The 26,803-nt window shown below is 56.8% G+C and carries 29 protein-coding genes and 1 tRNA gene; 6 read left to right on the forward strand and 24 right to left on the reverse strand.

Annotation, left to right across the window (positions count from 1 at the left end):
* Nucleotides 1–50: 50 nt before the first annotated feature.
* The 7 genes from hscB to trmJ all read right to left on the reverse strand — a co-directional run bounded on the left by hscB (nt 51) and on the right by trmJ (nt 4,903).
* Nucleotides 51–572, reverse strand: coding sequence for a co-chaperone HscB (hscB, locus tag M1E16_RS22355; protein WP_458128393.1), 522 nt, complete (start codon nt 570–572; stop codon nt 51–53).
* 8 nt (nt 573–580) lie between these two features.
* Complete coding sequence (iscA, locus tag M1E16_RS22360) at nt 581–904, reverse strand: iron-sulfur cluster assembly protein IscA (RefSeq protein WP_003185155.1); 324 nt, start codon at nt 902–904, stop codon at nt 581–583.
* 24 nt (nt 905–928) lie between these two features.
* Nucleotides 929–1,315, reverse strand: a complete 387-nt coding sequence (iscU, locus tag M1E16_RS22365) for a Fe-S cluster assembly scaffold IscU (RefSeq protein ID WP_003185157.1) — start codon at nt 1,313–1,315, stop codon at nt 929–931.
* Nucleotides 1,316–1,358: 43 nt separating this feature from the next.
* A complete protein-coding gene (locus tag M1E16_RS22370; protein WP_434571968.1) occupies nt 1,359–2,573 on the reverse strand; it encodes an IscS subfamily cysteine desulfurase in 1,215 nt (404 codons plus the stop codon).
* A 50-nt stretch (nt 2,574–2,623) separates the two neighbouring features.
* Nucleotides 2,624–3,115: a Fe-S cluster assembly transcriptional regulator IscR gene (gene iscR / locus M1E16_RS22375; protein WP_030139599.1), complete on the reverse strand. Its 492-nt coding sequence runs from the start codon at nt 3,113–3,115 to the stop codon at nt 2,624–2,626.
* 239 nt (nt 3,116–3,354) lie between these two features.
* Nucleotides 3,355–4,131, reverse strand: coding sequence for a serine O-acetyltransferase (gene cysE / locus M1E16_RS22380; RefSeq protein ID WP_434655882.1), 777 nt, complete (start codon nt 4,129–4,131; stop codon nt 3,355–3,357).
* Nucleotide 4,132: 1 nt separating this feature from the next.
* Nucleotides 4,133–4,903, reverse strand: a complete 771-nt coding sequence (gene trmJ / locus M1E16_RS22385) for a tRNA (cytosine(32)/uridine(32)-2'-O)-methyltransferase TrmJ (RefSeq protein ID WP_458128394.1) — start codon at nt 4,901–4,903, stop codon at nt 4,133–4,135.
* A gap of 144 nt (nt 4,904–5,047) precedes the next feature.
* On the opposite strand from trmJ, the gene suhB reads away from it, so the two are divergent.
* On the forward strand, nt 5,048–5,866 hold the full coding sequence (gene suhB / locus M1E16_RS22390; RefSeq protein WP_003185165.1) for a type III secretion system regulator SuhB: 819 nt from the start codon (nt 5,048–5,050) through the stop codon (nt 5,864–5,866).
* A 304-nt stretch (nt 5,867–6,170) separates the two neighbouring features.
* Here suhB and M1E16_RS22395 read toward each other — a convergent pair whose 3' ends face one another.
* The 6 genes from M1E16_RS22395 to queA all read right to left on the reverse strand — a co-directional run bounded on the left by M1E16_RS22395 (nt 6,171) and on the right by queA (nt 12,254).
* On the reverse strand, nt 6,171–6,719 hold the full coding sequence (locus tag M1E16_RS22395) for a glycine zipper 2TM domain-containing protein (RefSeq protein ID WP_458128395.1): 549 nt from the start codon (nt 6,717–6,719) through the stop codon (nt 6,171–6,173).
* A gap of 117 nt (nt 6,720–6,836) precedes the next feature.
* Nucleotides 6,837–7,751, reverse strand: coding sequence for a protein translocase subunit SecF (gene secF / locus M1E16_RS22400; protein ID WP_434571964.1), 915 nt, complete (start codon nt 7,749–7,751; stop codon nt 6,837–6,839).
* A gap of 9 nt (nt 7,752–7,760) precedes the next feature.
* Complete coding sequence (gene secD, locus M1E16_RS22405) at nt 7,761–9,629, reverse strand: protein translocase subunit SecD (protein WP_458128396.1); 1,869 nt, start codon at nt 9,627–9,629, stop codon at nt 7,761–7,763.
* 63 nt (nt 9,630–9,692) lie between these two features.
* Complete coding sequence (gene yajC, locus M1E16_RS22410) at nt 9,693–10,031, reverse strand: preprotein translocase subunit YajC (RefSeq protein ID WP_305498975.1); 339 nt, start codon at nt 10,029–10,031, stop codon at nt 9,693–9,695.
* 43 nt (nt 10,032–10,074) lie between these two features.
* Entirely contained in the window at nt 10,075–11,190 is a 1,116-nt protein-coding gene (tgt, locus tag M1E16_RS22415; protein ID WP_305501181.1) for a tRNA guanosine(34) transglycosylase Tgt, read from the reverse strand.
* A 14-nt stretch (nt 11,191–11,204) separates the two neighbouring features.
* Entirely contained in the window at nt 11,205–12,254 is a 1,050-nt protein-coding gene (queA, locus tag M1E16_RS22420) for a tRNA preQ1(34) S-adenosylmethionine ribosyltransferase-isomerase QueA (RefSeq protein ID WP_458128397.1), read from the reverse strand.
* A 108-nt stretch (nt 12,255–12,362) separates the two neighbouring features.
* Here queA and M1E16_RS22425 point away from each other — a divergent pair.
* A tRNA-Leu gene (locus M1E16_RS22425) sits at nt 12,363–12,447 on the forward strand.
* Nucleotides 12,448–12,782: 335 nt separating this feature from the next.
* A complete protein-coding gene (locus M1E16_RS22430) occupies nt 12,783–13,112 on the forward strand; it encodes a hypothetical protein (protein WP_458128398.1) in 330 nt (109 codons plus the stop codon).
* A gap of 65 nt (nt 13,113–13,177) precedes the next feature.
* On the opposite strand, the gene M1E16_RS22435 is transcribed toward M1E16_RS22430, so the two are convergent.
* The 10 genes from M1E16_RS22435 to M1E16_RS22480 all read right to left on the reverse strand — a co-directional run bounded on the left by M1E16_RS22435 (nt 13,178) and on the right by M1E16_RS22480 (nt 23,842).
* Nucleotides 13,178–13,330 carry a hypothetical protein gene (locus tag M1E16_RS22435; protein WP_458128399.1) on the reverse strand — a complete coding sequence of 51 codons (153 nt, stop codon included), beginning with the start codon at nt 13,328–13,330 and terminating at the stop codon, nt 13,178–13,180.
* Between the two features lie 100 nt (nt 13,331–13,430).
* Nucleotides 13,431–15,107, reverse strand: coding sequence for a response regulator receiver domain (locus M1E16_RS22440; RefSeq protein WP_458128400.1), 1,677 nt, complete (start codon nt 15,105–15,107; stop codon nt 13,431–13,433).
* Between the two features lies 1 nt (nt 15,108).
* Entirely contained in the window at nt 15,109–18,087 is a 2,979-nt protein-coding gene (locus M1E16_RS22445) for an ATP-binding protein (protein ID WP_458128401.1), read from the reverse strand.
* A complete protein-coding gene (locus tag M1E16_RS22450) occupies nt 18,088–19,164 on the reverse strand; it encodes a DNA cytosine methyltransferase (RefSeq protein WP_458128402.1) in 1,077 nt (358 codons plus the stop codon). It lies immediately after the preceding gene.
* 598 nt (nt 19,165–19,762) lie between these two features.
* Nucleotides 19,763–20,122, reverse strand: coding sequence for a DUF6124 family protein (locus M1E16_RS22455; protein ID WP_458128403.1), 360 nt, complete (start codon nt 20,120–20,122; stop codon nt 19,763–19,765).
* A gap of 405 nt (nt 20,123–20,527) precedes the next feature.
* Nucleotides 20,528–21,223: a hypothetical protein gene (locus M1E16_RS22460; protein ID WP_458128404.1), complete on the reverse strand. Its 696-nt coding sequence runs from the start codon at nt 21,221–21,223 to the stop codon at nt 20,528–20,530.
* A gap of 153 nt (nt 21,224–21,376) precedes the next feature.
* Nucleotides 21,377–21,610 (reverse strand): hypothetical protein, encoded by a 234-nt coding sequence (locus tag M1E16_RS22465; RefSeq protein WP_458128405.1) that lies wholly within the window; start codon nt 21,608–21,610, stop codon nt 21,377–21,379.
* A 4-nt stretch (nt 21,611–21,614) separates the two neighbouring features.
* A complete protein-coding gene (locus tag M1E16_RS22470; RefSeq protein WP_458128406.1) occupies nt 21,615–22,097 on the reverse strand; it encodes a hypothetical protein in 483 nt (160 codons plus the stop codon).
* Nucleotides 22,098–22,244: 147 nt separating this feature from the next.
* Entirely contained in the window at nt 22,245–22,604 is a 360-nt protein-coding gene (locus M1E16_RS22475) for a DUF6124 family protein (RefSeq protein ID WP_458128407.1), read from the reverse strand.
* Nucleotides 22,605–22,942: 338 nt separating this feature from the next.
* Entirely contained in the window at nt 22,943–23,842 is a 900-nt protein-coding gene (locus tag M1E16_RS22480) for an AraC family transcriptional regulator (protein WP_458128408.1), read from the reverse strand.
* A 216-nt stretch (nt 23,843–24,058) separates the two neighbouring features.
* Here M1E16_RS22480 and M1E16_RS22485 point away from each other — a divergent pair, with 216 nt between their 5' ends.
* Complete coding sequence (locus M1E16_RS22485) at nt 24,059–24,694, forward strand: hypothetical protein (RefSeq protein ID WP_458128409.1); 636 nt, start codon at nt 24,059–24,061, stop codon at nt 24,692–24,694.
* A gap of 48 nt (nt 24,695–24,742) precedes the next feature.
* Nucleotides 24,743–25,276, forward strand: coding sequence for a carboxymuconolactone decarboxylase family protein (locus M1E16_RS22490; RefSeq protein ID WP_458128410.1), 534 nt, complete (start codon nt 24,743–24,745; stop codon nt 25,274–25,276).
* A gap of 50 nt (nt 25,277–25,326) precedes the next feature.
* Here M1E16_RS22490 and M1E16_RS22495 read toward each other — a convergent pair whose 3' ends face one another.
* Entirely contained in the window at nt 25,327–25,878 is a 552-nt protein-coding gene (locus tag M1E16_RS22495) for a helix-turn-helix domain-containing protein (RefSeq protein ID WP_458128411.1), read from the reverse strand.
* 128 nt (nt 25,879–26,006) lie between these two features.
* On the opposite strand from M1E16_RS22495, the gene M1E16_RS22500 reads away from it, so the two are divergent.
* Nucleotides 26,007–26,789, forward strand: coding sequence for an aldolase (locus M1E16_RS22500; protein ID WP_458128412.1), 783 nt, complete (start codon nt 26,007–26,009; stop codon nt 26,787–26,789).
* The last annotated feature ends 14 nt before the right edge of the window (nt 26,790–26,803 follow it).

Consider the following 26,803-nt stretch of genomic DNA (forward strand, 5'->3'; position numbering starts at 1 on the left):
CGTAATCAGGACTTATCTGTAATCAGGCGTGCGACCGGAGCGGCACTGGGTTAATCGTCGAGGCGCTCTTCCAGCTGGCGCACTTCGTAGGTCAGCTTGTCGAGGAACTGCATGCGCCGCATCAGGCGTTCGGCCTGTTCGCGTTGCGCAGCGTCGTTCCAACAGGCGGCGAAGCTCTCGTTGAGTTCTTGCTGGGCGTCTTTCAGGCGACGCTTGAAGACCGCGACACCCGCCAGGTTGGCGCTGTCCTGCAGGTCTTCGAGCTCCTCGCGCCATTGCATCTGCTGCAACAGGAACTCGGGATCGTGCACCGTGACTTCCAGGGGCAGCTCATGACCGCTGATGGCGAGCAGGTAACGCGCGCGCTTGGCCGGACTCTTGAGCGTCTGGTAGGCCTCGTTGAGGTTCGCCGACTGCTCGAGCGCCCGCCGCTGCTCAGCCTCGGAGGCATCGGCAAAGCGGTCGGGGTGGACACCACGGGCCAGTTCCAGATAACGCGCGGACAACTGATCGAGGTCCAGCTGGAAAGCAGGCTGCAACTGGAACAACGCAAAATGACAAGGAGTACCCACGAGCAGCCTCAGATGTTGAAGCTTTCGCCGCAGCCACATTCACCGCGCACGTTGGGGTTGTTGAACTTGAAGCCTTCGTTCAACCCTTCCTTGACGAAATCCAGCTCGGTGCCGTCCAGGTACGTCAGGCTCTTTGGGTCGATGATCACTTTCTGACCATGACTCTCGAACACCTGATCGTCTTCACCGACTTCGTCGACGAATTCCAGTACATAGGCGAGGCCGGAACAACCCGTGGTGCGAACACCCAGGCGGATACCCTCGCCCTTGCCGCGCCCTGCAAGTGAGCGCTGGATATGGTTAGCTGCCGCTTCTGTCATCTGGATAGCCATGGAAACTCCTTACCGTAACGCGGATCAGATCAAGCCTTTCTTCTGCTTGTAGTCGCGAACGGCGGCCTTGATGGCGTCTTCAGCGAGTACCGAGCAGTGGATTTTCACTGGCGGCAAGGCCAGTTCTTCGGCCAACTGAGTGTTCTTGATAGTTTCGGCTTCGTCGAGGGTCTTGCCCTTCATCCACTCGGTGGCCAGGGAGCTGGACGCGATGGCGGAGCCGCAGCCGTAGGTCTTGAACTTGGCATCTTCGATGATGCCTTGCTCGTTGACCTTGATCTGCAGACGCATCACGTCGCCGCACGCCGGGGCGCCGACCATGCCGGTGCCGACGTCAGGATCCTGCGCGTCCATCTTGCCGACGTTGCGCGGGTTCTCGTAGTGGTCGATGACCTTTTCGCTATATGCCATTTGCTTCAATCCTCATCAGTGGAGCCGCTCTGGTGGCGACTTCTCAGTGCGCCGCCCATTCGATTTTCGAAATGTCGACGCCGTCTTTGTACATGTCCCACAGCGGCGAAAGAGCACGCAGCTTGGTAACGGCCTCGCAGACTTTCTGCGCGGCGTAATCGATTTCTTCTTCGGTGGTGAAGCGGCCGAAGGTGAAGCGGATCGAGCTGTGAGCCAGTTCGTCGTTGCGGCCCAGGGCACGCAGTACGTAGGAAGGCTCCAGCGACGCCGAGGTGCACGCCGAACCGGACGACACGGCCAGATCCTTGAGCGCCATGATCAGCGACTCGCCTTCAACGTAGTTGAAGCTCAGGTTCAGGTTGTGTGGAACGCGGGCGGTCATGCTGCCGTTGACGTAGAGCTCTTCGAGGTGCTCGACCTGCTTGAAGAAACGGTCGCTCAAGGCCTTGATGCGCACGTTCTCGGCGGCCATGTCTTCCTTGGCCACGCGGAAGGCTTCGCCCATGCCAACGATCTGGTGGGTCGCCAGGGTACCGGAACGCATGCCACGCTCGTGACCGCCGCCGTGCATGGTCGCTTCGAGGCGAACACGCGGCTTGCGGCTGACGTACAGGGCGCCGATGCCTTTAGGGCCATAAGTCTTGTGGGCCGAGAACGACATCAGGTCGACTTTCAGCTTGGACAGGTCGATGTCGACCTTGCCGGTGGACTGCGCGCCGTCGACGTGGAACAGGACGCCCTTGGAACGGGTCAGTTCGCCGATCGCCGCGATGTCGTTGACGGTGCCGATTTCGTTGTTCACGTGCATGATCGAAACCAGGATGGTGTCGTCGCGCAGTACGGCTTCGACCATGGCCGGGGTGATGATGCCGTCTTCACCGGGCTCGATGTAGGTGACTTCGAAGCCTTCACGCTCCAGTTGGCGCATGGTGTCCAGGACAGCCTTGTGCTCGATCTTGGAGGTGATCAGGTGCTTGCCCTTGGTGTGGTAGAAATGCGCGACACCCTTGATTGCCAGGTTGTCGGACTCGGTGGCACCGGAGGTCCAGACGATCTCGCGGGGGTCGGCATTGACCAGGTCGGCGACCTGGCGACGGGCGTTTTCGACCGACTCTTCGGCTTTCCAGCCGAACACGTGGGAACGCGAGGCCGGGTTGCCGAAGTTTCCGTCGACCAGCAGGCATTCACTCATCTTTTGCGCGACACGCGGATCAACCGGGGTGGTCGCAGAGTAATCAAGGTAAATCGGCAATTTCATGGACTCTCTCCTAAATCAGGCTGGCTGGCGTTCCGCGTGCTCTGCGGCAGTCATTCGACGGCGGACGCTTCAATCTTGTCCAGGTGCGGCGCCTTGCCATTGCAACGGCGCTGGTCCTGACGCTGGGCTACTTCTTGCACCTCACGGCGAGTCACAAGGTCGGCCAAGCTGATACCACTCAGAAATTCGTGAATCTGCAGGCTCAAATCGCACCACAGATGATGGGTCAGGCAAGTATCGCCGCCGTGGCAGTCGCCCAGCCCTTGGCACTTGGTCGCATCGACCGATTCGTTCACGGCATCGATCACCTGGGCGACCTGGATGCCTTGCATCTCGCGCGACAGCTGGTAGCCGCCACCGGGGCCACGAACGCTGGAGACCAGGTTGCTGCGGCGCAGCTTGGCGAACAGCTGTTCGAGGTAGGACAGGGAGATACCCTGGCGTTCGGAGATATCGGCCAGGGACACCGGCCCGTGCTGCGCATGCAATGCCAGATCCAGCATTGCGGTCACGGCGTATCGGCCTTTTGTAGTCAGTCGCATGGACAATTACCACGAAGTTCGGAATGGGGGCGAGTATGCAATTCCCGAGTATTTAAGTCAAGTATAAGACCTAGTGCTTTACTCGGGTTTACCCGCAAAAGAGCGCGCGAATGATAGCAAAGGTAGGTGGCTAACGACCAGCCATACCGCGTCATCGTTCTTCGCGAGCAGGCTCGCTCCCACAGGGGCTGGCGGCCCAGTGCGGGAGCGAGCCTGCTCGCGAAGAGGCCTGCCGGGTTTCAGCTAGCCTGGCTTTGGTCCTTGTCCTTCACGCACGCAAAGTCTTCCTCGCGCAGTTCCGGCAGATCCTTGGCACAATAATCACTCCCCAGCTCCTTCAGTGCGCCGCACATCCCCTCCAGGCGCCCGTCCACCGCTTGCAGGTGATCGAGCAACTGGTTGATGGCGCGCGCCACCGGGTCGGGCATGTCTTCGCCGACACCGTAGGCGTCGAAGCCGATCTTCTCGGCCATGGCCTTGCGCCGGGCGTCCTGCTCTTCGTCCGATTTGACGATGATCCGCCCCGGAATACCCACCACGGTCGCGCCGGGCGGCACGGCCTTGGTGACCACGGCGTTGGAGCCGACTTTCGCTCCCGCGCCCACGGTGAACGGGCCGAGCACCTTGGCGCCAGCACCGACGACAACGCCGTTTTCGAGGGTCGGATGGCGCTTGCCTTTGTTCCAGCTGGTGCCGCCAAGAGTCACGCCCTGATAGAGCGTCACGTCGTCGCCGATCTCGGCGGTCTCGCCGATGACGATGCCCATGCCGTGATCGATGAAGAACCGCCGGCCGACCTTGGCGCCCGGATGGATCTCGATGCCGGTCAGCCAGCGGCCGAAGTTCGAGACCAGCCGCGCCAGCCATTTCCAGCCCATGTTCCACAAGGCGCCGGACAGGCGATGGATCCAGATGGCGTGCATGCCGGGGTAGCAGGTCAGCACTTCAAAGGCATTGCGCGCCGCCGGGTCACGATGGAAGACGCTCTGGATATCTTCACGCAAACGTTCGAACATTTTATTCCTTCCGCTTAATCAGCTCGCCACGGGCCGCTTTCTGGGTTTCCGTGAGGATGCCGCGCAATATATTCATTTCCGCCCGGCTCACCGAGCTTCGTCCGTACAACCGACGCAGGCGCGCCATCAAGTGCCGAGGCTTGTCCGGGTCGAGGAATTCGATGTCCACCAAGGTCTGTTCCAGGTGTTCATAAAATCGCTCCAGCTCGTCCATGGTCGCCAGTGTCTCACTGCGCGGCGACGTCGCCTCGAATTTTTCTACCTTGCTGGGCTGGCCTTCGGCTTGCAGCCAGGCCATGCGCACTTCATAGCTCAACACCTGCACCGCCGCCCCGAGGTTCAGCGAGCTGAAGCCGGGGTCGGAGGGGATATGCACGTGAAAATGACATCGCTGCAGCTCTTCATTGGTGAGGCCGGAATCTTCACGGCCGAATACCAAGGCGATTTCCGCGCCCTGCCCCGCCTCCTCGACCACCTTGGTGCCGCATTCGCGAGGATCGAGCAGCGGCCAGGGGATACGGCGGTCGCGGGCGCTGGTGCCGAGCACCAGGTTGCAACCCACCAGGGCGTCTTCCAGGGTGGCGACGACCTGGGCACTGGCGAGAATGTCACCGGCGCCGGATGCCCGCGCGTCGGCTTCGTGATGGGGAAACGAGCGCGGCTCGACCAGCACCAACCGCGACAGGCCCATGTTCTTCATGGCCCGCGCAGCTCCGCCGATGTTACCCGGATGGCTGGTATTGACCAGGACGACACGAATGTTCTGCAACAAGGGAGGCGCTCTCGAACATATAAAAGGGAGCAAATCTTACCTAAGCACCTACCGTTAAGCTATGAAAGCGAACACCAACCTTCTCCTGTGAAAACTTTCTGATAGAATGCGCGGCTTTCTTTAACAACCTTAGGTGACACATCCATGCAGCCCATGCTGAATATCGCGCTGCGCGCCGCCCGCAGCGCCAGTGAACTGATCTTCCGCTCCATCGAGCGCCTGGATACCATCAAGGTCGATGAAAAAGATGCCAAGGACTACGTGTCCGAGGTTGATCGCGCCGCCGAACAGAAAATCGTCGACGCCCTGCGCAAGGCTTACCCGAACCACTCCATCCTCGGTGAAGAGACCGGCATGCACGCCGGTACCGGCATCGAAGGCGAAGAGTACCTGTGGATCATCGATCCGCTGGACGGTACCACCAACTTCCTGCGCGGCATTCCTCACTTCGCTGTCAGCATCGCCTGCAAATACCGTGGCCGCCTGGAACACGCCGTCGTGCTGGACCCGGTTCGTCAGGAAGAATTCACCGCCAGCCGTGGCCGTGGCGCCCAACTGAACGGTCGCCGCCTGCGCGTCAGCGGCCGCACCAGCCTGGACGGCGCCCTGCTGGGCACCGGTTTCCCGTTCCGTGATGACCAGATGGACAACCTCGACAATTACCTGGGCATGTTCCGCGCCCTGGTCGGCCAGACCGCCGGCATCCGCCGCGCCGGTGCCGCGAGCCTGGACCTGGCCTATGTAGCTGCCGGTCGTTTCGATGCGTTCTGGGAATCGGGCCTGTCCGAGTGGGACATGGCGGCAGGCGCCCTGTTGATCCAGGAAGCGGGTGGCTTGGTGAGCGACTTCACCGGCGGCCACGATTTCCTTGAAAAAGGCCACATCGTTGCCGGCAACACCAAATGCTTCAAGGCTGTGCTGACGGCGATCCAGCCGCACCTGCCGGCCTCGCTGAAGCGCTAAGCCGCTCGGCTCAAGAGAAGCACCCTTCGGGGTGCTTTTTTTATGCCTGTCACTTTACCCGGATACAGGTAATCCGTGGCGAGGGAGCTTGCTCCCGCTGGGCTGCGCAGCAGACCCAAGATCTTGCGGTCGCTGCGCAACCGAGCGGGAGCAAGCTCCCTCGCCACGATGGGTTACACCTTGAATATAAAGCAGACTGAGCCACCGCTTTCGCGAGCAGGCTCGCTCCCACCGGGAGATGGGAGTGGGGCAGGACTGCGGGCAAAAAAAAGCACCCCGGAGGGTGCTTTTTCATAGCGGTGGATTACTGGGCCGGTTCGTTCTGGCCCAGGATCAGTTGACCTTCCTTGCTGACCGGGATCTGGTTGCCCGGGTCGCGGTCCATACGGACTTTGCCTTCCTTGCCGTCGAGCATGTAGCGAACGTCGTAGCCTACAACCTTGTCGCTGATGTCATTGACGGTGTTGCAGCGAGTCTGGGTGGTGGTGTACGTGTCGCGCTCCTGCATGCCTTCCTGAATCTTGTTACCGGCATAACCGCCGCCGGCCGCACCCGCCACGGTGGCAATCTTCTTGCCGTTGCCGCCGCCGATCTGGTTGCCCAACAGGCCACCGGCCACGGCGCCGAGCACGGTGCCGGCGATCTGGTGTTGATCCTGAACCGGCTTCTGCCGGGTCACTGTCACGTCCTTGCACACTTCACGCGGGGTCTTGATCTGGGTCTTGACCGGGTCCACGGCCAGTACTTGCGCATACTCAGGGCCACTTTTTACCAAGCTGTAGGTGGCGACCGCACCACCGGCTGTTACACCGACAGCACCCAATACCGCACCAACCAGCATCGATTTGTTCACTTGAACCTCCTGACCATCACAAGCGGATTAATCCGCGCTTCTCCCAGCCTTGGAGCACAAAAAAAGGCGCGAGTTCAACTCGCGCCTTTTGAGCGGTGACGGACGGAAAACCGAGCCTTACGGGCGGTCGTCCACCTCGGTCTCGGTGGCCGCCGGAGGAATCAGGTCCTCGGAACTCAGGTTCAGCCAGATCAGCACCACGTTGGCGATATAGATCGACGAGTAGGTACCCGCCATCACACCGATGAACAGCGCGATGGAGAAGCCGAACAGGTTGTCGCCGCCAAACACCAGCAGCGCGACAATCGCCAGCAAGGTGGAGATCGATGTCGCCATGGTCCGCAGCAGGGTCTGGGTGGTCGAGATGTTGATGTTCTCGATCAACGAGGCCTTGCGCAGCACTCGGAAGTTTTCGCGCACCCGATCGAACACGACGATGGTGTCGTTGAGCGAGTAACCGATGATCGCCAGCACCGCCGCCAGCACCGTCAGGTCGAAGGTGATCTGGAAGAACGACAGGATACCCACGGTCACGATCACGTCGTGGATCAGCGAGACAATCGCGCCGACCGCGAACTTCCACTGGAAGCGGAAAGCCAGGTAGAGCATCACGCCGCCCAGCGCCAACAGCATGCCGAGGCCGCCCTGGTCGCGCAGCTCCTCTCCCACCTGCGGACCGACGAACTCGACGCGCTTGACCTGGGCCGGGTTATCGCCACCGGCCTTCTGCAAGGCCTCGGCGACCTGGTGGCCCAGTTGCGGGTCTTCACCCGGCATACGCACCAGCAAATCGGTGGTGGCGCCAAAGCTCTGCACCACGGCATCGCTGTAGCCCGAGCTCGCCAGTTGCTCACGCACCTTGGTGACGTCGGCCGGACGCTCGTAGGTCAGCTCGATGAGCGTACCGCCGGTGAAGTCCAGGCCATAGTTCAGGCCCTTGGTGGCCCAGCTGAACAACGCCAGTGCCGTGAGGAACAATGTGACGCCGAACGCAATGTTGCGAACGCCCATGAAGTTGATTGTACGTAACATGGCAGCCCCTTAAATCCACAACTTCTTGAAGTCACGACCGCCAAAGATCAGGTTGACCATTGCGCGGGTCACCATGATGGCTGTGAACATCGAGGTAAAGATCCCGAGGGACATGGTCACTGCGAAGCCCTTGACCGGGCCGGTGCCCATGGCAAAGAGAATCCCGCCGACCAGCAACGTGGTCAGGTTGGAGTCGAGAATCGCGGTGAATGCCCGGCCGAAGCCTTCGTTGATTGCCCGTTGGATCGACATGCCCGCAGCAATCTCTTCACGTATCCGCGAGAAGATCAGCACGTTGGCGTCCACCGCCATACCCATCGTCAAGACGATACCGGCGATACCCGGCAGGGTCAGCGTGGCGCCCAGCAACGACATCAGGGCCAGCAACAGCACCATGTTCACCGCCAGCGCAACCGTGGCGATCAGGCCGAAGAAGCGGTAGATGGCGATGATGAACAGCGACACGAACAGCATGCCCCACAGGGATGCATCGACGCCCTTGGTGATGTTGTCGGCACCCAGGCTCGGGCCGATGGTGCGTTCTTCAGCGAAGTACATCGGCGCGGCCAGGCCACCGGCACGCAGCAGCAGGGCCAGCTCCGAGGATTCGCCCTGGCCGTTCAGGCCGGTGATGCGGAACTGGCTGCCCAGTGGCGACTGGATGGTCGCCAGGCTGATGATCTTCTTCTCTTCCTTGAAGGTCTGGACCGGCACGTCTTTCTCGACGCCATTGACCATCTGTTTGGTGTAGGTGGTGGTCGGCTTCTGCTCGATGAAGATCACCGCCATGCTGCGCCCGACGTTGCTGCGCGTGGCGCGGCTCATCAGTTCGCCGCCGTGGCCGTCGAGACGGATGTTCACCTGTGGACGACCTTGCTCGTCGAAGCCCGCCTGGGCGTCGGTCACCTGGTCACCGGTGATGATCAGGCCGCGCTCGATCTGCGCCGCCGGACGACCGCCTTCGCGGAACTCGAAGCTCTCGGAAGTCGCCTTGGAAGCACCCGGCTCAGCGGCCAGGCGGAATTCCAGGTTGGCGGTCTTGCCGAGGATACGCTTGGCTTCGGCAGTGTCCTGCACACCCGGCAACTCAACCACGATGCGGTTGGCGCCCTGGCGCTGGACGATCGGCTCGGCCACACCCAGCTCGTTGACGCGGTTACGCACCGTGGTCAAGTTCTGCTTGATGGAGTATTCGCGGATTTCCGCCAGCTTGGCCGGGGTCATCGCCAGACGCAGCACCGCCTGACCATTGAGGTCGGCCGGCACAATGTCGAAATCGTTGAAATTCTTGCGGATCAGGGCATGGGCCTGTTCGCGGGCATCTTCATCGCTGAAGCCCAGCTGAATGGCACCTTCGAACTGCGGCAGGCTGCGATAACGCACGCGCTCTTTACGCAGCAGGCTCTTGACGTCGCCTTCGTAGACTTTCAGACGCGCATCGAGGGCTTTTTCCATGTCCACTTCCAGCAGGAAGTGCACACCGCCGGACAAGTCCAGGCCCAGCTTCATTGGGTGGGCGCCAAGATTGCGCAGCCACTGCGGGGTGGTCTGGGCCAGGTTCAGGGCCACAACGTAATCGTCGCCCAACGCCTTGCGTACCACATCCTTGGCCGGCAACTGGTCTTCAGATTTGACCAGGCGCAACAGGCCGCCCTTGCCGTTTTCGGCGATGGACGCAGCCTTGACTTCGATATTGGACGCCTTGAGCGCAGCGCTCGCGCGGTCCAGATCGGCCTGGGTGACCTGCAACGCCGTGCTGGCGCCACTGACCTGAATGGCCGGGTCATCCGGGTAGAGATTGGGAGCGGAATAAATCACACCGACCGCCAGCACTGCCAGGATCAGTAGGTATTTCCACAGAGGGTATTTGTTCAGCATCACGCCGCCCGCTTATGACGCGGGGCGCCTTGCGCGCCCCGTCGATTGAAGAGAAGTTGTTACTTAGATCGCTTTCAGCGTGCCTTTTGGCAGCGTGGCCGCGATGGCGCCCTTCTGAAACTTCATTTCAACAGTGTCGGACACTTCCAGAACCACGAAGTCATCCGCCACTTTGGTGATCTTGCCGGCGATGCCGCCGGTGGTGACCACTTCATCACCTTTCTGCAAGCTGCCGAGCAGGTTCTTCTGCTCTTTGGCGCGCTTGGCCTGTGGACGCCAGATCATCAGGTAGAAGATGACCAGGAAGCCGACCAGGAAAATCCACTCGAAACCGCCACCCATAGGGCTGGCAGCAGCAGGTGCAGCCGCGTCAGCCATGGCATTAGAGATAAAAAAGCTCATTTAGCACTCCAGTTGCAAATATTGAATCTAGGGATCGGAAAACTCAGTCCAAAGGCGGAACAGGCAACCCGCGCTTGGCATAGAAGGCCTCGACAAAGGCGGCCAATGTACCCTGTTGGATAGCCTCGCGCAAACCAGCCATAAGCACCTGATAATGGCGCAAATTGTGGATGGTATTGAGCATGCTGCCGAGCATTTCGCCGCACTTGTCCAAATGATGCAGATAAGCGCGGGAGAAGTTCTGGCAGGTATAGCAATCGCACGTCGGATCGAGCGGCGAATCATCATGGCGATGGAACGCGTTACGGATCTTCAGCACACCAGTGTCGATGAACAGATGCCCATTGCGGGCATTACGGGTTGGCATCACGCAATCGAACATGTCCACCCCGCGGCGCACACCCTCAACCAGATCTTCCGGTTTGCCAACGCCCATAAGGTAACGAGGTTTGTCAGCGGGCATCTGGCCCGGCAGGTAATCGAGCACCTTGATCATCTCGTGCTTCGGTTCGCCCACCGACAGGCCGCCAATCGCCAGACCGTCGAAGCCGATCTTGTCGAGGCCTTCCAGCGAGCGCATGCGCAAATCCTGGTGCATGCCGCCCTGCACGATGCCGAACAGCGCCGCCGTGTTTTCGCCATGAGCATTCTTCGAGCGCTGGGCCCAGCGCAACGACAGCTCCATCGACACCCGCGCCACGTCTTCATCGGCCGGGTACGGCGTGCATTCGTCGAAGATCATCACGATGTCCGAACCCAGGTCGCGCTGCACCTGCATCGACTCTTCCGGGCCCATGAACACCTTGGAGCCGTCGACCGGCGAGGCGAAGGTCACGCCCTCCTCCTTGATCTTGCGCATGGCGCCGAGGCTGAACACCTGGAAACCGCCGGAGTCGGTCAGAATCGGGCCTTTCCATTGCATGAAATCGTGCAGGTCGCCGTGGGCCTTGATCACTTCCATGCCCGGACGCAGCCACAGGTGGAAGGTGTTGCCGAGGATGATCTCCGCACCCGTGGCAACGATGTCACGCGGCAGCATGCCCTTGACCGTGCCGTAGGTGCCCACCGGCATGAACGCGGGGGTTTCCACCGTACCGCGGGGGAAGGTCAGACGACCGCGACGAGCCTTGCCATCGGTAGCAAGCAACTCGAAGGACATGCGACAGGTGCGACTCATACGGTTTCCTCGGGCCCGCGTGGCGCGGGGTTACGGGTGATGAACATCGCATCACCGTAGCTGAAAAAGCGGTACCCATGCTCGACGGCGGCCTTGTAGGCGGCCATGGTCTCGGGATAACCGGCGAACGCCGAAACCAGCATCAACAGCGTGGATTCGGGCAAATGAAAGTTGGTGACCAGGGCATCGACCACATGAAACGGCCGGCCCGGGTAGATAAAGATGTCGGTGTCGCCACTGAACGGCTTGAGCACGCCATCGCGCGCGGCGCTTTCCAGGGAACGCACGCTGGTGGTCCCCACCGCCACCACTCGCCCACCGCGGGCGCGACAAGCCGCCACGGCATCGACGACTTCCTGGCTGACTTCCAGCCATTCGTTGTGCATGTGGTGATCTTCGATGCGCTCCACGCGCACCGGCTGGAACGTGCCGGCGCCGACGTGCAGCGTCACGAACGCCGTCTCCACGCCCTTGGCGGCAATCGCCTCCAGCAACGGCTGGTCAAAATGCAGCCCCGCCGTCGGCGCCGCCACCGCCCCCAGGCGTTCGGCGTACACGGTCTGATAACGCTCGCGGTCCGCACCTTCGTCCGGGCGGTCTATATAAGGAGGCAACGGCATGTGCCCGACGCGGTCGAGCAGCGGCAACACCTCTTCGGCAAACTCCAGCTCGAACAACGCATCATGCCGCGCCACCATCCGCGCCTCACCGCCGCCGTCGATCAAAATCGACGAGCCCGGCTTGGGCGACTTGCTCGACCGCACATGGGCCAGCACCCGATGCCCGTCCAGCACCCGCTCCACCAGAATCTCCAGCTTGCCGCCGGAGGCCTTCTGGCCAAACAACCGCGCCGGAATGACTCGGGTATTGTTGAACACCATCAAATCGCCCGGGCGCAAATGCTCAAGCAAATCAGTGAATTGACGGTGAGCCATGGCACCGCTGACCCCGTCCAGGGTCAACAGTCGACTGGCGCGACGCTCGGCCAGAGGGTGGCGAGCGATCAGCGAATCCGGGAGTTCGAAGGTAAAGTCAGCAACACGCATGATGGGGTTCGTCTAGCAGGGCCGGAAAGTCTAGCGGAATTATCAAAAATTCACCATGAAACGTGATTGACCAACGGTAGGCACCTCTCTATACTTCGCCGCCATTGAGCCCTGATGGCGGAATTGGTAGACGCGGCGGATTCAAAATCCGTTTTCGAAAGGAGTGGGAGTTCGAGTCTCCCTCGGGGCACCATCTTAAAGAAAGACCTTGAAATTCAAGGTCTTTTTTTTCGTCTGCAGGAAAGTGGCTTTGCCGCGAGCAACGCAAATCCCACCTCAGGGCGTGGCGAGGGGATTCATCCCCGCTGGGCTGCAAAGCAGCCCAAAATACCAAACCCCTAATGGGAAAGGATCTGTGGCAAGGAAGAACTGGTGGCAGGAAAAAACCCGTGGCGAGGGAGCTTGCTCCCGCTTGAGCGCAAAGCGCTCACAAAAAAGTCACTGCCCACACCGATACTCCGAACTGCCACCGCCAAGGCATAAACCACCACCCCACCCCCTTCACCCGGTCACCAAGGATCTCACCCCATGGAATTGCTGCTGGAAACGGTCGCTCTTTACTCGCTCAAGCTGGCTTATGAGACGGAGGGTCACAGTCCGATTTTGCGGGATGATCCGTTGATGGGGGGTTGTGATCGGGAGGTTTTTGGGTTGTTGGTGCGGCGGGGGGATTTGGTTGGGATTCAGGGGGAGATTGGGCGGTGTTTGGGTTTGGCGTTGGGGGCGGTTGGTGGGGTGGATACGGTGTTGGGGCGGGAGTTGGGGCGGTTGGCGGAGGATTTTGATGCGGTGCAGACCATGGCGGAGCTTCATTCTCCGGCCGTCACGCTCAGGGATTATCTGCGCGACGTTCTTTGAGAAGGTCGCTCCTCCTCTTTAGGCCGACGGTGACGACGCAGCCGAGGAGCGTGCCGAAAAGGCGTTCAAGCAAGCATCGGAAGCAAGCGGTGGCCTTCAGCGGAAGAGTACGCGCCACCACCACGGAATTGCGCGTCTTTTTTCGCTCGTTCGTGATCCAGATCATCCGCTCTGACTTTGTAAGCGACTTCAGACCAGCTCGCGAAACCTAGAATCATGGGTCCTCCCTGGGGGGCCGCCTCCTACACGGATTATAAACTCGCAGGTTTCCTCTAGCAGAAATATATATAGGCATGTCCGTACCTATATATAGCTGAATTACTCCTTCGAAATTCTAAATGGTTCAAACTCATCAAAGCCGATTCGTGCTAACTCAGACCCAACTTTCTGCGAAACTCTTAATGCCCTACGCTGCTTTAAGTCAGCCACCCAAAGATAGCTATTGCCTTTGACATCGGTAAAAGAAAATGCGCCTTTACTTCTCTTCACTGCAGACACACATAACGATGCATCACAAAGAACTGGCTCAAAAATATAAGACACAGCCTTAGTATAGGCCTTAGAAGCAAGCTTCAACCCTACATAGGAAACATTCCCCTTTGCATCCAGAACTGGTACTACATGTTCTGGCTGCGAATCCACCACTTCCAGCGGAACAAAAAAGAACGCTGTCTTCTTCGTTACCCTCACGCTGTCGCAAGCAGCCTGTAGACATAACCAGTACTCTGACACTGAGCTCCTAATTATTGTGCCTAACCGCAAAACTGGAAGGGCACCACTTCCATCATTGAAAACCCTGCTTCCCGGAAAGCTCCTGACCCCTGTCAAAGAAGCAAATTCATACATACTTTCCTGGGCTTCCTTCAAACTTCCAGAAAACACAGATGGGAAACTTTTCTCATACTCTTTTCTTATAGGCTTAGGTTCACTCTTGAAGGAAAATAATTGGTCATTCCGTCCGGAGATCACAAATTGCTTTACCTCCGTGATGGGTGCTTTAGCTACGAGCGCCTTACCGTCACGCTCGAAATGAAAGTCTAAGGACTCTCCATTCTTAGCCATTGCATCTATGCGATTAGTTATCGCCTCAGAACCTGCCCATCGGCGTGCGACCCCATCTCTGTCCACCACGCTTTTCAACTCGCTCAAAACTATATCCAACGCATACTGTTCAGCATCTTCGGCAGTGCCTATTGAAGCGCGATGCAAGAAATAGGGGCCATCCATTCTCCCATTAAATCTAGATATAAGGTGGTGTGCTACGCTGCGTATCGAAGCTACAGTTGCAAGAGCGATATTTGATAATAAACCTTCAGCTATAGATGCAAACTCACTTAACAGACGGCTTGGCAATTCGCTTTCTGAAACCTGAAATTCACCAAATTGCGGCAACACTTGGGTACCATGCTTCTTAAACAAGCAAATTATTTTTAAACCATCCTTCCCAGATAGCGAAGCTCCGTCCAATCGTAACTTCAGCAAGGATCGTTCTGGATCATCAAAAGCATTGAGAATACTAGCCAAAATATCTGCCAAACGCTTATCTCCGGTATAAATGGATATAAGCCGCAACCGCCCCATTTTCTTAAGATCAGACAAAACTATCCCACGAATTAACTTTATTGCGGTCTTACCTGAATCTCCAAACATCTCCCAATCAAGACTAACTATATCGACCCGCTCAGCAGCTTTTACCACTCGATCAACGATATCTTCGTCCTTATTTGCTGGACAGAGCACTGAACAAATCAGTCCTAACTCCATCGCCGTATCAATCAACAATTTGGAATCTAACTGATGATCAATCATAGAGCTTTTTTTAAGTTCGTCCTCGCTCTGAGCAGCAGCTCTGGCGACACCTCTTCTTGGCACGTTAAGCGGCGATACTTTCTCCACTGTCGCAGTCCCCTTAGCTTGGTCATCCACGACAATCATTGTTTGCGCGAATTCTTTGGCCGCGGCTAATCTATCAACACTGAACTTTGTGGCTTCCATACTATAGGCTTTCCTTACCGACAAACTCTGCTTTTGGCTTCAACATAAAGGTCGCACCGACGAGGGAATCGATTAAAGTCAACTCATAACCAACTTTGTCGAGTGATTGCCTGGAGATGTAAAGCCCCATACCTCGCCCACCTGGACGTCGCGAAAAATTTAGCGAAAATATATTGTTTCTGTCCCCAGAGCTGATACCTGGACCAGTGTCACTTATAATCCACTCATCATTATTGGCCGATAATATAATTTCTCTTTTACGACCGTGAACGCGCTCCAACCAAAAAATTGAGTTATCTACAAGGTTTACGAATACCGGATAGAAAGACGACGTATATCCCTCTATAAAACTTTCCAAAAATTCTGGGGTTGCAGAGAATTCGATATCATTTTCCTTTAGTCTGTCTGAAAACAGATTGAGCAAAAAGTCAAAGATATGCTTCCCGGTAATCTCGGTTGGCTTTCTATACAGGCGACGGTCTAAGGGGGTAAAAAGTGTCAAATAGCCATCGAGATGATCAAAGCTACTCCGCATATCTAAGTACAGCTCATTTAAAGCGGGATTTTCCGCGGCCCATGCTTTCAGTCGTCTAAAGCCATCTCTGAGGGATCCAACGGTTTTTTCGAACTCGTGAGTAACGGTGCTGAGGGCCATACCAATTTGTGCCAACTCAAGATCTGCATCACGTCGTTCCTGCAGAGCATCAAGCTCTTCCTCCAAAGCTTCAGCGAGCTCCGCCGTATCGTAGGCGCTTGCATTCTGAAGAGACTGGACGGTGCTCAATTGATCCTTTAGTCGCGTCAGCTTTTTTATTTCAAGCGAAAAGACCGTTTCTATTTTTTCTTCAAGCGACTGGCGGATTATCGAAAGATCAGCAAACTCAGCGGAGGATCTCTGATGATTAGATAGTTCAGCTAGCGCATCATCGACAACATGATTAACGGCACGAAAACAATCCTTAGCCGCAGTCCTTACCTGATCAGCTACGCTCGCTATTAGCTCTTCAGTTTCGGACTTTAACTTTCTGGTATCTTTTAGAACCAAATCGGTTTTGCCCCGAATAGATTCTTCCAACCTTGTAGCATTATCGATAGGAATATCGCTAATACTCGCCATGCTGGAAATTAGCTTTTCAACTTCCACTTCAGCTTGCTGAAAAACTTCACTTTCCAACCTGGCAGACTGTTCCACATAACCTACCCATTGGTTGCTTAAAGCCTTTGACAACCCAACCCCTCTGGGCTTGGCGATCGTCATTGATTTTCTTTCATATCTTATGGAGTTCAAAGTTTCTTTTTCGAGCTGCATAATTGATGCGGCCTTGAAACCTTTAGATTGATCCCCTTTCAGAATTTCCTCTATCTTCGTCTTCGTTCCCCGCATCAAAGATTGAAGTTTTGTTTCAGGCGCTCGCTCATCGACCTTATGAAAGAAGGTTTCCAACTCAGACTTTAAATCATTTCTTTTCAGACTAACCTGCGCCGCCTTTTTCTTCCTAACATCAGCATTACTATTGAGCTCTAACTTGGTTTCCTGCCACTGATCGGAGTAACGTCCATCCTCCCGAAAGAAATCCGCAGCTGACTGAATGAAAAAATTCATCAGAATCGAACGAAAATCTCGATATGCTTTGTTCTCTCTGAACCCTTCACGACCTGCCTTTTCAGTTAGACGGCTGTTTTCAGTCCCATTTAGTTCAATAACCCCGAATAGGCGACGATAAGAGTAGAAATAATAGCCAGCACCTAAATTTCGCCGTCTTTCTATATCGAGGAAATCGTAGTCAGAGTCCCCATAGGGCTGAACACGCACCCCGTCACGGTAGATATAAATCCCACCATGTCGATCCAATTTCATTTTTAGCTTTGCGTACTCTTCACTTGATAAAAGTGAGTCTCTCTCTGCGCCCTGAAGGTAGGCAAATGACAAAGAAAATTTTCCGCAAGCAGTGGGAGTGCCATCAGACTTATCCCAGTTTAATACGTATGGCTCGGGTTCCTTCTGGTAGATACCAATTTTACCTTGAAACTGTCCGTACTCGTCGAACGTCCCAATTACATGGTGATCTACCTCCTCAAATTCCTGAGGAGAAAAAAACGCCTTATCACCTATGCGCTCAATTGGTGCCCCCTCATCTATATAGTCTCTAAACTTTGTCAGAATCGGAGGAGGCTTAAAGCCTGGAGTCATTGTATTGGTAAAGCCGATTAGGTTTTTTTCAAACCGTGTAGCCTTGCGCTCGTCAGCTCTGTTATCTATGTCATCCTTGATCAAATCATCGGTTGGGGTAATGTAAAAATGGGTGCCGAAGCCTTCGCCCTTCAGTGAAGGTTGGTCCAACTCCGATGCAAGAAGTTCAGGATCTACTTTAAAATCTCGAACTTGGCGGATAAGTACTTCTAGAGAAATAGGATCAATCCTGTGTTTAAGTTCTGCAAGAGACTCAATCACCTCCAAGGTCATTGATTCTACTAAGACAGCATCTGGCATCGAGCCAGAATCTATCTCTCTAATCGGAACAACTATTTCTTCCAAATCTAATCCGGGAAGTTCGAACATGCCCCAATTTAGGTAAGCGACGACAGTATTCAAGGGAAGCAAATCGTCTCTCTTCGCTCTAGAGACGATCAAAACCTGAGGGCCAAGCACAGCGATAGCGAGGCGCCCTATCCCCTTTTCGCCAAGTATGGGACGTTCCTCTTGACTTGGGTCTTTCGGCGGCCTAGCGAGCCCTTTAGCTCCAACCTTGCTGTCGGTTCCCAGCGTCAGCCATCTTTTCTCGAAATCCTCCCGTGTCATTCCTAGGCCATCATCTCGAAGGACTAAAAGATTATCACTTCTGAAAAAATCAACTTCAGCATTTCTAGCATACGCATCATGCGCGTTTTTAAATAGCTCACTGATGGCAGTTGGAATTCCGGCAATTTGCTGCCGGCCTAACATATCTACGGTTCTTGCTCTGACCTTGAACCTTGCCATTTAGGCCACCTGCTCTTGCAAGTATTGCGTATAGTGCCTCTGAAATTCCATTCCAAATACCTCTGCCATCCTAACAGGGACTGCATTCCCGACTTGTCGGGCCATTGAATTTAAATTCCCATGAAATACAAAGTCACGTGGAAATGTCTGAATGCACGCTGCCTCACGTACACTTATAGCCCTGTGTTGCTCAGGGTGGCCGAATCGACCATTAGATAAACTTATGCATCTAGTAGTGAGTGCCGATGACGGTTTATCCCAAGACATCCGACCATAAACGTCAGAATGCCCACCGTGATCTCGATGGCAGTCTAACCAGAGATGCTCCGGCCAATCCTCTCGTCCACCTCCAACAGGAGTTTTTGATATTCGCTCCAAATTAAGCTCGGACAAAAGAGCAGCGCGATGCACCGGATCATCTTTATTGGTCTCTCCAGCGCGCAATACTGGAAGTCCGGATATCCACTCTCCAACTGTAGGCAGGTTCAGCTGTTCTGTACCTGGGCCATGCGTAGGCTGAGGGATATATATAGGGCCAAGCGAACTAGCTATCAACACTAAACGTCGCCGCCGCTGGGGCACCCCGTAGTGATAAGCCATTACAACTTTATAGTCATACCAATAGTTTAATTTCTTAAGAAACTTTATAAATCTTGTGAACGGCCCCACCTTATCCATCGACTGCATTCCAGGCACATTCTCAATGAATATATACTCTGGCCTAAACTCTTGCACAAAGCGATGAAACTCAGGCAACAAAGTTTTTCTAACATCATCGCCTTTCTTCTGTCGATTTTGCTTAGAGAATGGTTGGCATGGCGCGCAAGCGCCGAACACTGTCGGCTGATTATTTCTAACCACGTGATGAGCCACATCCGATATCTTCAACGTTCGAATGTCCTGGCAGATGAACTCCGAGCCGGGGAAATTGGCACGAAAAGTCCTAGCTGCATCGGGGTCAATATCGAGACCTAAGCGCACAGCCATGCCCGCAGCACTCATGCCGCGACTGGTACCACCACAGCCACTAAAAAAATCGTAAAAATTCAGGCCTTTTACTCCCAATGTTTTGGTCAAGCGCCTAGCCACACTGACCATGAGCTTAGCCCGCGTGTGGGTTTATAGCCGGGCATCATACCGCATGCGACTCGTAGCCAGACACGGCCTCTTGACGTGATAATCCCGTAGTTTCAATCACAGCGACCACATTCGCCCCGTCCTCCTTTCACTCCGCGGCCTTCGGATTTGCGACACGCCAAAATCATTTGCGGATATCGCGGCATGGAGCATGCGGCAAAGCCTCTCCCAAAAAAAGGCATTCAACCACTCGACTCTGGAGCACACGTCTGATCCAGGACTGCTCAACTCGACGAGTTTTCTGCTCTCCACACACTGAAAAAATCTCAACATCCAGACCAATTCAACACGGTCGCGTTTAATGGGCTGGCTGGACACTGGAACCGTTGGTAAACACGATATGACTCTGGGGGCTTAGCAGGGCGGCCGATTGCTCTATCATCAAATGAACAATCTGTAGCCTGACCAGCGTGTATCCCGGCTTATAATTCGTTTTCAAAGCCACGTACTATATGGAGCGCGACAGTCTCCCTCGGTAAAAAAGGTCTCGCTGGGCAAGACCTTTTTTCCGATCCAGACAGCACGAAGCTCCGCTGCCCTACCTCCCCTCAACTATATCCAAAGCCCTATTCGCCAACAGCTCACTCAACTCAATCACCTGCAAAATCCCCAACGCAACATGTCTTCTCGACCCTTCCAGATCAAACGCCAAATCACTGATCATCGCATTCGCCGAAGCCAAGCTCTCGCTCAAATTCGCAAGCAAACACTCCGTATCCACATCAGGATCAATACGAAACAGCGTGCTGGAATTCTCGGACGTTTCGCCCTCAGGCTTGGGTTTCAGGTAGAAATTCAACGCGCGGTTTGTGGCGTCTTCGAGTTTCTTGTTGCGGACAGATTGGGCGCGGGATACGGATTCGTCTGCCGCAGGTGGGTTTGGAGTAACTTTTGCCATCGTCTTGCTTCCTGTAGTTGGAGCCATCACCCGCTCGCGACTAAACGATGGGAGGCAGCTGTACGCAGGTTAGTCGACCGGGGAAACAAGAAACCGGCGCGTCCGAGGACGCCCTGCGCACAGCCACCATCGAGTGCGGGATGGAAATCCCGACTGGATGACGCCTTGCACAACCTGTTTCACCCTGGGCGACTAAACCCGATCACTGATGAGCAGTGACAGGTCCCAAACTACCGACGCAACCCAAGGCGCACAAGCCGGCGGATTCTGGCGTAGTTGTAGGTAAAGGCGCAAGGTGATGTGGGCTTACGGGCGGGGGGCGTCCGGTGTCTGACAGCCCCGGCTGACGCAACGGCCATCCATCGCCCCTGAACCATGAGGCAGCACTGCGGTTCGCCTGGGCAGTTATTGTTTCAGGTCTTCAATCAGTTTGCCGACTGCCAGATCGGATACGCGGAAAAACGCCGCGCGCAGTGCTTCGGGATCGGTGGCGTACTGTTCAGGGGTGTAAGCGAGGGTATTGCTTTCATTGAATGGCGAGATGGTATTGAAGTTGCGCCAAACCGATGTACCGCCGCGCTTCATGAATCCGTTCACGCCAATGACCGGGTAAAGCACGGTGCTGTAGTTTTTCAGGCTCAGCCCCCATTGCATGACCATGATTTCAACGTCGGCGTCCGCTTTCTCGCCGTCGGCAACAATGGTGAACAGCCCTTCTTGCTTGATGCGCCTTTCGAAGCTTTCACGCACCAGCTTGCCTACATCGATACCGTGGGCCTGCATGTTGTTCAGAATCGCTTGGGAAATATCCACCGTCGCGCCGTCTGCCGCCTTGGTGCCCGCGACCGAGCCGGCGCCGGTCAATGCGCTGGTGGCGGCGCTGGAGGCTCCGGCCGCCATGCCGGTTGCGGCACCTGCTCCGGCACCCAAGCCTGCTCCCCAGGCCTGAGTCATGCTGGTGTACTTGAAGTTCTGCACGGCAAAGTACACCGGAAGGATCTTGATGGTTTTGATCTGGTGACGGTCTTCGACACTCAAGGACTTGGTGACACACCCGGAAAGCAGGGCGACCGAAAGCAACGCGAGAAACAGCTTTTTCATGGGAGGGAAAACCGATTACATGGATGAATGAAAGCCTTGGGTTGCAAGACCGACCAGTCTTTCAATAGGGTTGTACGGTTGCGCAATCAGCCGGAGCCATCGCTTTCGCCATCGGTTGAAATGCCGGCATTGCTAGTCAGCACTTTCCCTGGTTCACACCGTATACCTGGCCCTGCTGAAAAACAGTGCCGCTCCGATGCCAATTGCACTGGTCGAGACGATACCCAGGTCAACACCGGAGATCAGAGGCGGCAGCGCAAAAATACTCGCAAACCCTAGAACGACCAGGGCAATGCCTAGCCATTTCCTGAGGCCGTAAGTTTTCATATAAAAAAACAACAACAGGAACACTGCGTACGCCAGGGCATATAGGCCATATTCGTTCATCGCACTAGCCTCCCCGAGTCTTGATAATCATGGAGGACCCTGAGTGTTGCGGCCCTATGCCCCCGCTGACTTGCGCATCCAGACTGATGATGACATCACCGGCGTGATAGGTCGGCAGTTTGCCTAGCGTGAATTCGCGGACGGCCCATCCTACGGGGATGACCGCAGCGGGCATGACCTTGCCTGCCGCTGCGGCGAAGACGCCACTGGTGAGGTTGGCGATACTCATTCGTTGGGCGTTGAGTAGATCCCCCTGCTGCCGGGTCAAGGGTTTGGAGATCCCGACCGTCATTTGGCAGGGTAAATCCTTGGCGAGCATCTTGTCGTAGAGTTCCACCACCCGGTTGCTGACTTCATAATGGGCGGCTTTCGCTTCGCCGAAATGCAGCGTCCTGAGGCTACCCCGCTCATCGGCTGACAGAGTAAAACGCGATACGCTGAAGACAATTCCATGGCTTCCAGAAAACTGACCGTTCTCAAACTTCAATGCTCGCATCCTTATCGAGTCTGGTGAGGCCGGGAGTTTCTATTAGCGGAAAGGCATTGGCAAATAATAAGCAGCTAAGCGCCGGCTATTTCAGCTGTGCCGAACAAGAAAGGTCCCGCTGTGCAAGACCCTTCCTGCCCCGATTAACTACCGCGCCTCAACAATATCCAACGCGCGATTCGCCAAGAGCTCACTCAGCTCAATCAACTGCAAAATCCCCAACGCAACATGCCGCCGGGAACCTTCCAGATCAAACGCCAAGTCATTGATCATCGCATTCGCCGAAGCCAGGCTTTCGCTCAAGTTCGCGAGCAAACACTCGCTATCAACATCAGGATCAATACGAAACAGTGTGCTGGAGTTGTCGGGCGCTTCGCCCTCAGGCTTGGGTTTCAGGTAGAAATTCAGAGCGCGATTGGTGGCGTCTTCGAGTTCTTTGTTGCGGGCGGACTCAGCGCGGGATATCGATTCGTCTGCTGCAGGAGGGTTCGGTGTTATTTTTTTCATGATCTCAACTCTCTTGGTTGAGCTGCGACCCGCTCGCTGCTAAACGAATTGGGAGGCAGCTGTACGCAGGTTAGCAGACCGACGAGTTGAGAAATCGGCGCGCCCGAGGACGCCCTGCGCACAGCCACCATCGAGTGCAGGGATGGGGATTCCTGACTGACGACGCTTGTGCGACTCAACTCGGCGAGCTGCTAAACCCGATCACTGATGAGCAGTGACAGGACCCAAGCTACCGACACCACCCAAGGCGCACAAGTCGGCGGATTCTGGCGTAGTTGTAGGCAACGGCGCAAGGCGACGTGGCCTTGCGAACGCGGGTCGTCAGCGTCTGTAGGCCTTTACTGACGCGACCTGCCTCGTAAGCCAGAACCAGCTTTCTGGCCTGTGGCTATCTGCGCCAACCAATCCCGAGGGGACACTCCGACCTTGGCTGTGAACGCGCGTGAAAGTGCCGATGGGGTTGTGTAGCCAAGCTCTTCGGTCAGGCTCTTGATGGATTCGCCTTGGCGCAAGCGGCTCTGGGCCAGGGCGATGCGCCAGGTGGTGAGGTAGTCGGCGGGGGTTTGGCCGACGATGTCGCGGAAGGTGTTGGCGAATGCGGTGCGCGACAGGCAGGCCTGTTCGGCCATGCGCTCCAGCGTCCACGCGGCGCCCGGGTCTTCGTGAATGGCGACGAGCACTCGCGCCAGTCGCGGGTTTGACAGCCCGGCGATGAGACCCGGGCGGATGCCGGCTTCCTGGTGATCAAGCAGCCAGCGCAGCAGTTGCAGCACCACGACTTCGAACAATCGGTCGGCGAGCATTCGCTGGCCGCAGCGCACGTGGTCGGTCTCGGCGAACAGCAGCTCCAGCGCGGCGTGCAGGCCCGGTACCTGGGCCAGCGGCAACGCGATCAAGGGCGGCAGTGCCCGCGCCAGGGGGTTGCGTGCGCCGCCCTCGAACATCAGTCGCGCACAGGTGAAGTCGGAGCCTTCCGCCGGGGGGTTATGGAATTGATGGGTGATCGGGCAGGGATAAAACAGCAGCGACGGTTCTTCGAAGCTCATCGAGGGCAAGCCTTGCCCACCGGGGTGGCTGACTTTCAGTTGACCGCGACGAAGCACGTGCAGGTAGCCGAACCCCTCGCCGGCATCAAAGCGATTTACACCACACAGGGCGCCGGTGTGGTGCAACTGCGCTTGCACGCGGAAGTGGTCGAGGATGCCGGAGAGCCGGTCCAGGGTTGGAAGTGTTTGCATTCTGAACGAATAGCTACGTTAGTCGTACGTTAAGAGCCAAATAGTACAGACCCGCTCCTTATACTGCCAGCACCACCTCACTGGGCAGTAGGGCTCACCATGAAACTCTCTCGATCTCCCCTCTTTTGCGCTTCGTTGCTGCTTGGCTTGAGCGCCAGCGTCAGCGCGCACGAGGCCGCACATCAAGACGGCATAACCAGCAAACCGGCGAAGGCTGTGAAGGCGCCTTTCGATATCGTCCACACGAGCATCACCACCGAAGGCAATGTGGCGATTTTCCATATGGCCGTTTCCGGCAAGGCCGGCACCGTACGCCCTGCCGCCAGCGGCAAGCTGGCCGGCAGCAGCGTGTTCTCGTATGTCTGGCCAACCAGCCTGGACCCTTCGGTGATCGGTTTCGAGCCGAAGTCCGGAATCCTGGCCTTCGCCGTCACGTCACACCCCGACTTCGACGATACCCCGCTGTTCGACGAGAACCGCGACGGGCGCCTGGATAACGATGGTGATCTTTGGCACTCGCACTGGGTAGTGCTGCAGCCCGACCCGGCCTGTGGAAAAGATGCGCTGAAAGTCGTCGACATTCCCGCAGGGGCCAAGCCTCGCGTGCCCAAGACCTGGCCAGGGTTACCGATCCTGATCGACAGCCCGGGGTGGACCCCGACGATCAATCAGAAAACCGTCGAGGTGCGCGTGCCGTTTGACGACATCGGCCCGGTCGAGGCCGGCGCGTTCGATGGCGTCACGGCCGCCCTGCGCGTGAACGCGAGTGTGCACAACCCGCTGCTGTGCGTCGCCGACGTGTTCAAGGTGGCCTCGGGCGACCTGTCCCTGCCCGGCAAGGTCAAGCACTAATGCCGCCTCGCCTCCCTGTATTGCCCCGCCCCATCACTGGAGAAACACATGACTCGTATCAACATTCAGCCACAACAAGCGCCCGCCGCCAGCCAACCAATGCTGGCCCAGATTCAACAGGCCTTTGGCGCAACGCCCAACATGTTCAAGGGCGTAGCCAATTCTCCGGCCGCGCTGAAAAGCATGTGGTCGGCCTTCGGCGCCCTGGGCCAAGGCACATTGGGTGCCCGGCTTGGCGAGCAGATTGCGGTAGCCGTGGCCAACCGCAACCGCTGTGAATACTGCCTTGCCGCGCACACGGCCCTGGGCCAAAAGGCCGGTGTGTCTGCGACCGACATGGCGGCCGCCCAGCGCGGAGAATCCAGCGACCCCAAGACGGCTGCGGCCCTGGCGTTCGCCCTGATAGTGGTCGAGCAGCGCGCACAGGTGACTGACGCCGACGTGCAGCGCCTGCGGGACAACGGTTTTGGCGATGAACAGATTGTCGAGATCATCGCTCATGTCGCGTTGAACTTGTTCACCAACTACATCAACGTCGCGTTGGACATTCCTGTCGACTTTCCCAAGGTCGCCCTGAAATAAGCCTGACCGAGTCCCGCCCGGTATCGGGCGGGCTCACCTTGGCCGTGGTCCTACTCCGCCGCTTCGGCACTGTGCACAACAACCAGCAATTGGGCCTGGACGTCGCCAACCGAACGCAGGCGATGGGGTTTCTGGGCATTGAAATGCAAGGCGTCACCGCGATTCAGCAGCACGCGCTCGTTCATGAAGTCCACTTCCACCTGGCCTTCGTGAACAAACAGGAACTCCTCACCCGTGTGTTCCTTGAACGCATGATGCGCCGCGAATTCGGCCGGGGGATAGAGGATGAAGGGTAGCAAGGTTCGCTCGGAAACCTGATGGGCCAACACTGCGTATTCAGAGCTGCCAGGGTTCGCCGCAAGCGATTGGCGATCGTCACACCGCACCAGGCTGTAGCTGTCGAGCGGGACGTTTTCCTCGGAAAACAATTCCTCGACTTTCACGTTCAACGCCTTGGACAGCTTGAGCGCCGTGGCGATGGAGGGCGTGCTCAGACCCCGTTCCACCTTGGACAGGTAGCTCTTGGTCATCCCGGTTTTTTCGGCCAGGACGTCCAGCGTCACGCCGAGTTTTTTTCTGAGCAGTTTCAAGCGAATGGACATAGATAACCATCATTTCCATGGAAGCGGACAATCGGCGATTGCCAATGACACTTTGTGTCATATAGTCTATTTAGTGTCATTAGAACAGCCATCCCCAAGCTTCAGTGACGCGAATCAGGAGAACGGATATGAGCAAGACCCTGGCGACACCAAAGGACCAATTGGTCCAGCATGCTGTTCACCAGATGCAGAAATCACTGCCGGATAATACGTGGACTGTACGACAAAAGCTGGCACTGACCTGCCGCATCCTGTTCGAGAACGGCCACGACTCAGGCCTCGCCGGGCAGATCACCGCGCGCGGGCCGCAACCCGGCACTTACTACACCCAGCAATTGGGTTTGGGATTCGACGAGATTACCGCTGGCAACCTGCTGTTGATCAACGAGGACCTGGAGGTGCTGGAAGGCCATGGCATACCCAACCCGGCGAACCGCTTCCACAGCTGGGTCTACCGCGCCCGACCGGATGTGAATTGCATCATCCACACCCACCCTACCCACATCGCCGCGCTGTCGATGTTGGAGGTCCCGTTGCAGATTTCCCACATGGACCTCTGCCCGCTGTACGAAGACTGTGCGTTCCTGGAAGGCTGGCCGGGCGTGCCGGTGGGTAACGAGGAAGGCGACTTGATCGCCGGCGCCCTGGGCGACAAACGCGCCATCCTGCTTTCCCACCATGGCCAGTTGTCGACCGGCGAGACCGTGGAAGAAGCCTGCAACATCGCCCAACTGATCGAGCGCGCGGCGAAACTGCAACTGCTCGCCATGGCCGCCGGCGAGGTGAAACCGATCCTGCCGCACCTGGGTCGCGAAGCCCACGACTGGATCGCCCGCCCCAAGCGTCACGCCGCCGCCTTCAACTACTACGCCCGGCAGAACTTGCGCCAACACGCCGATTGCCTGAACTGATCCCACTAGGAGCG

The sequence above is a fragment of the Pseudomonas sp. Z2-11 genome (genome assembly GCF_054161305.1).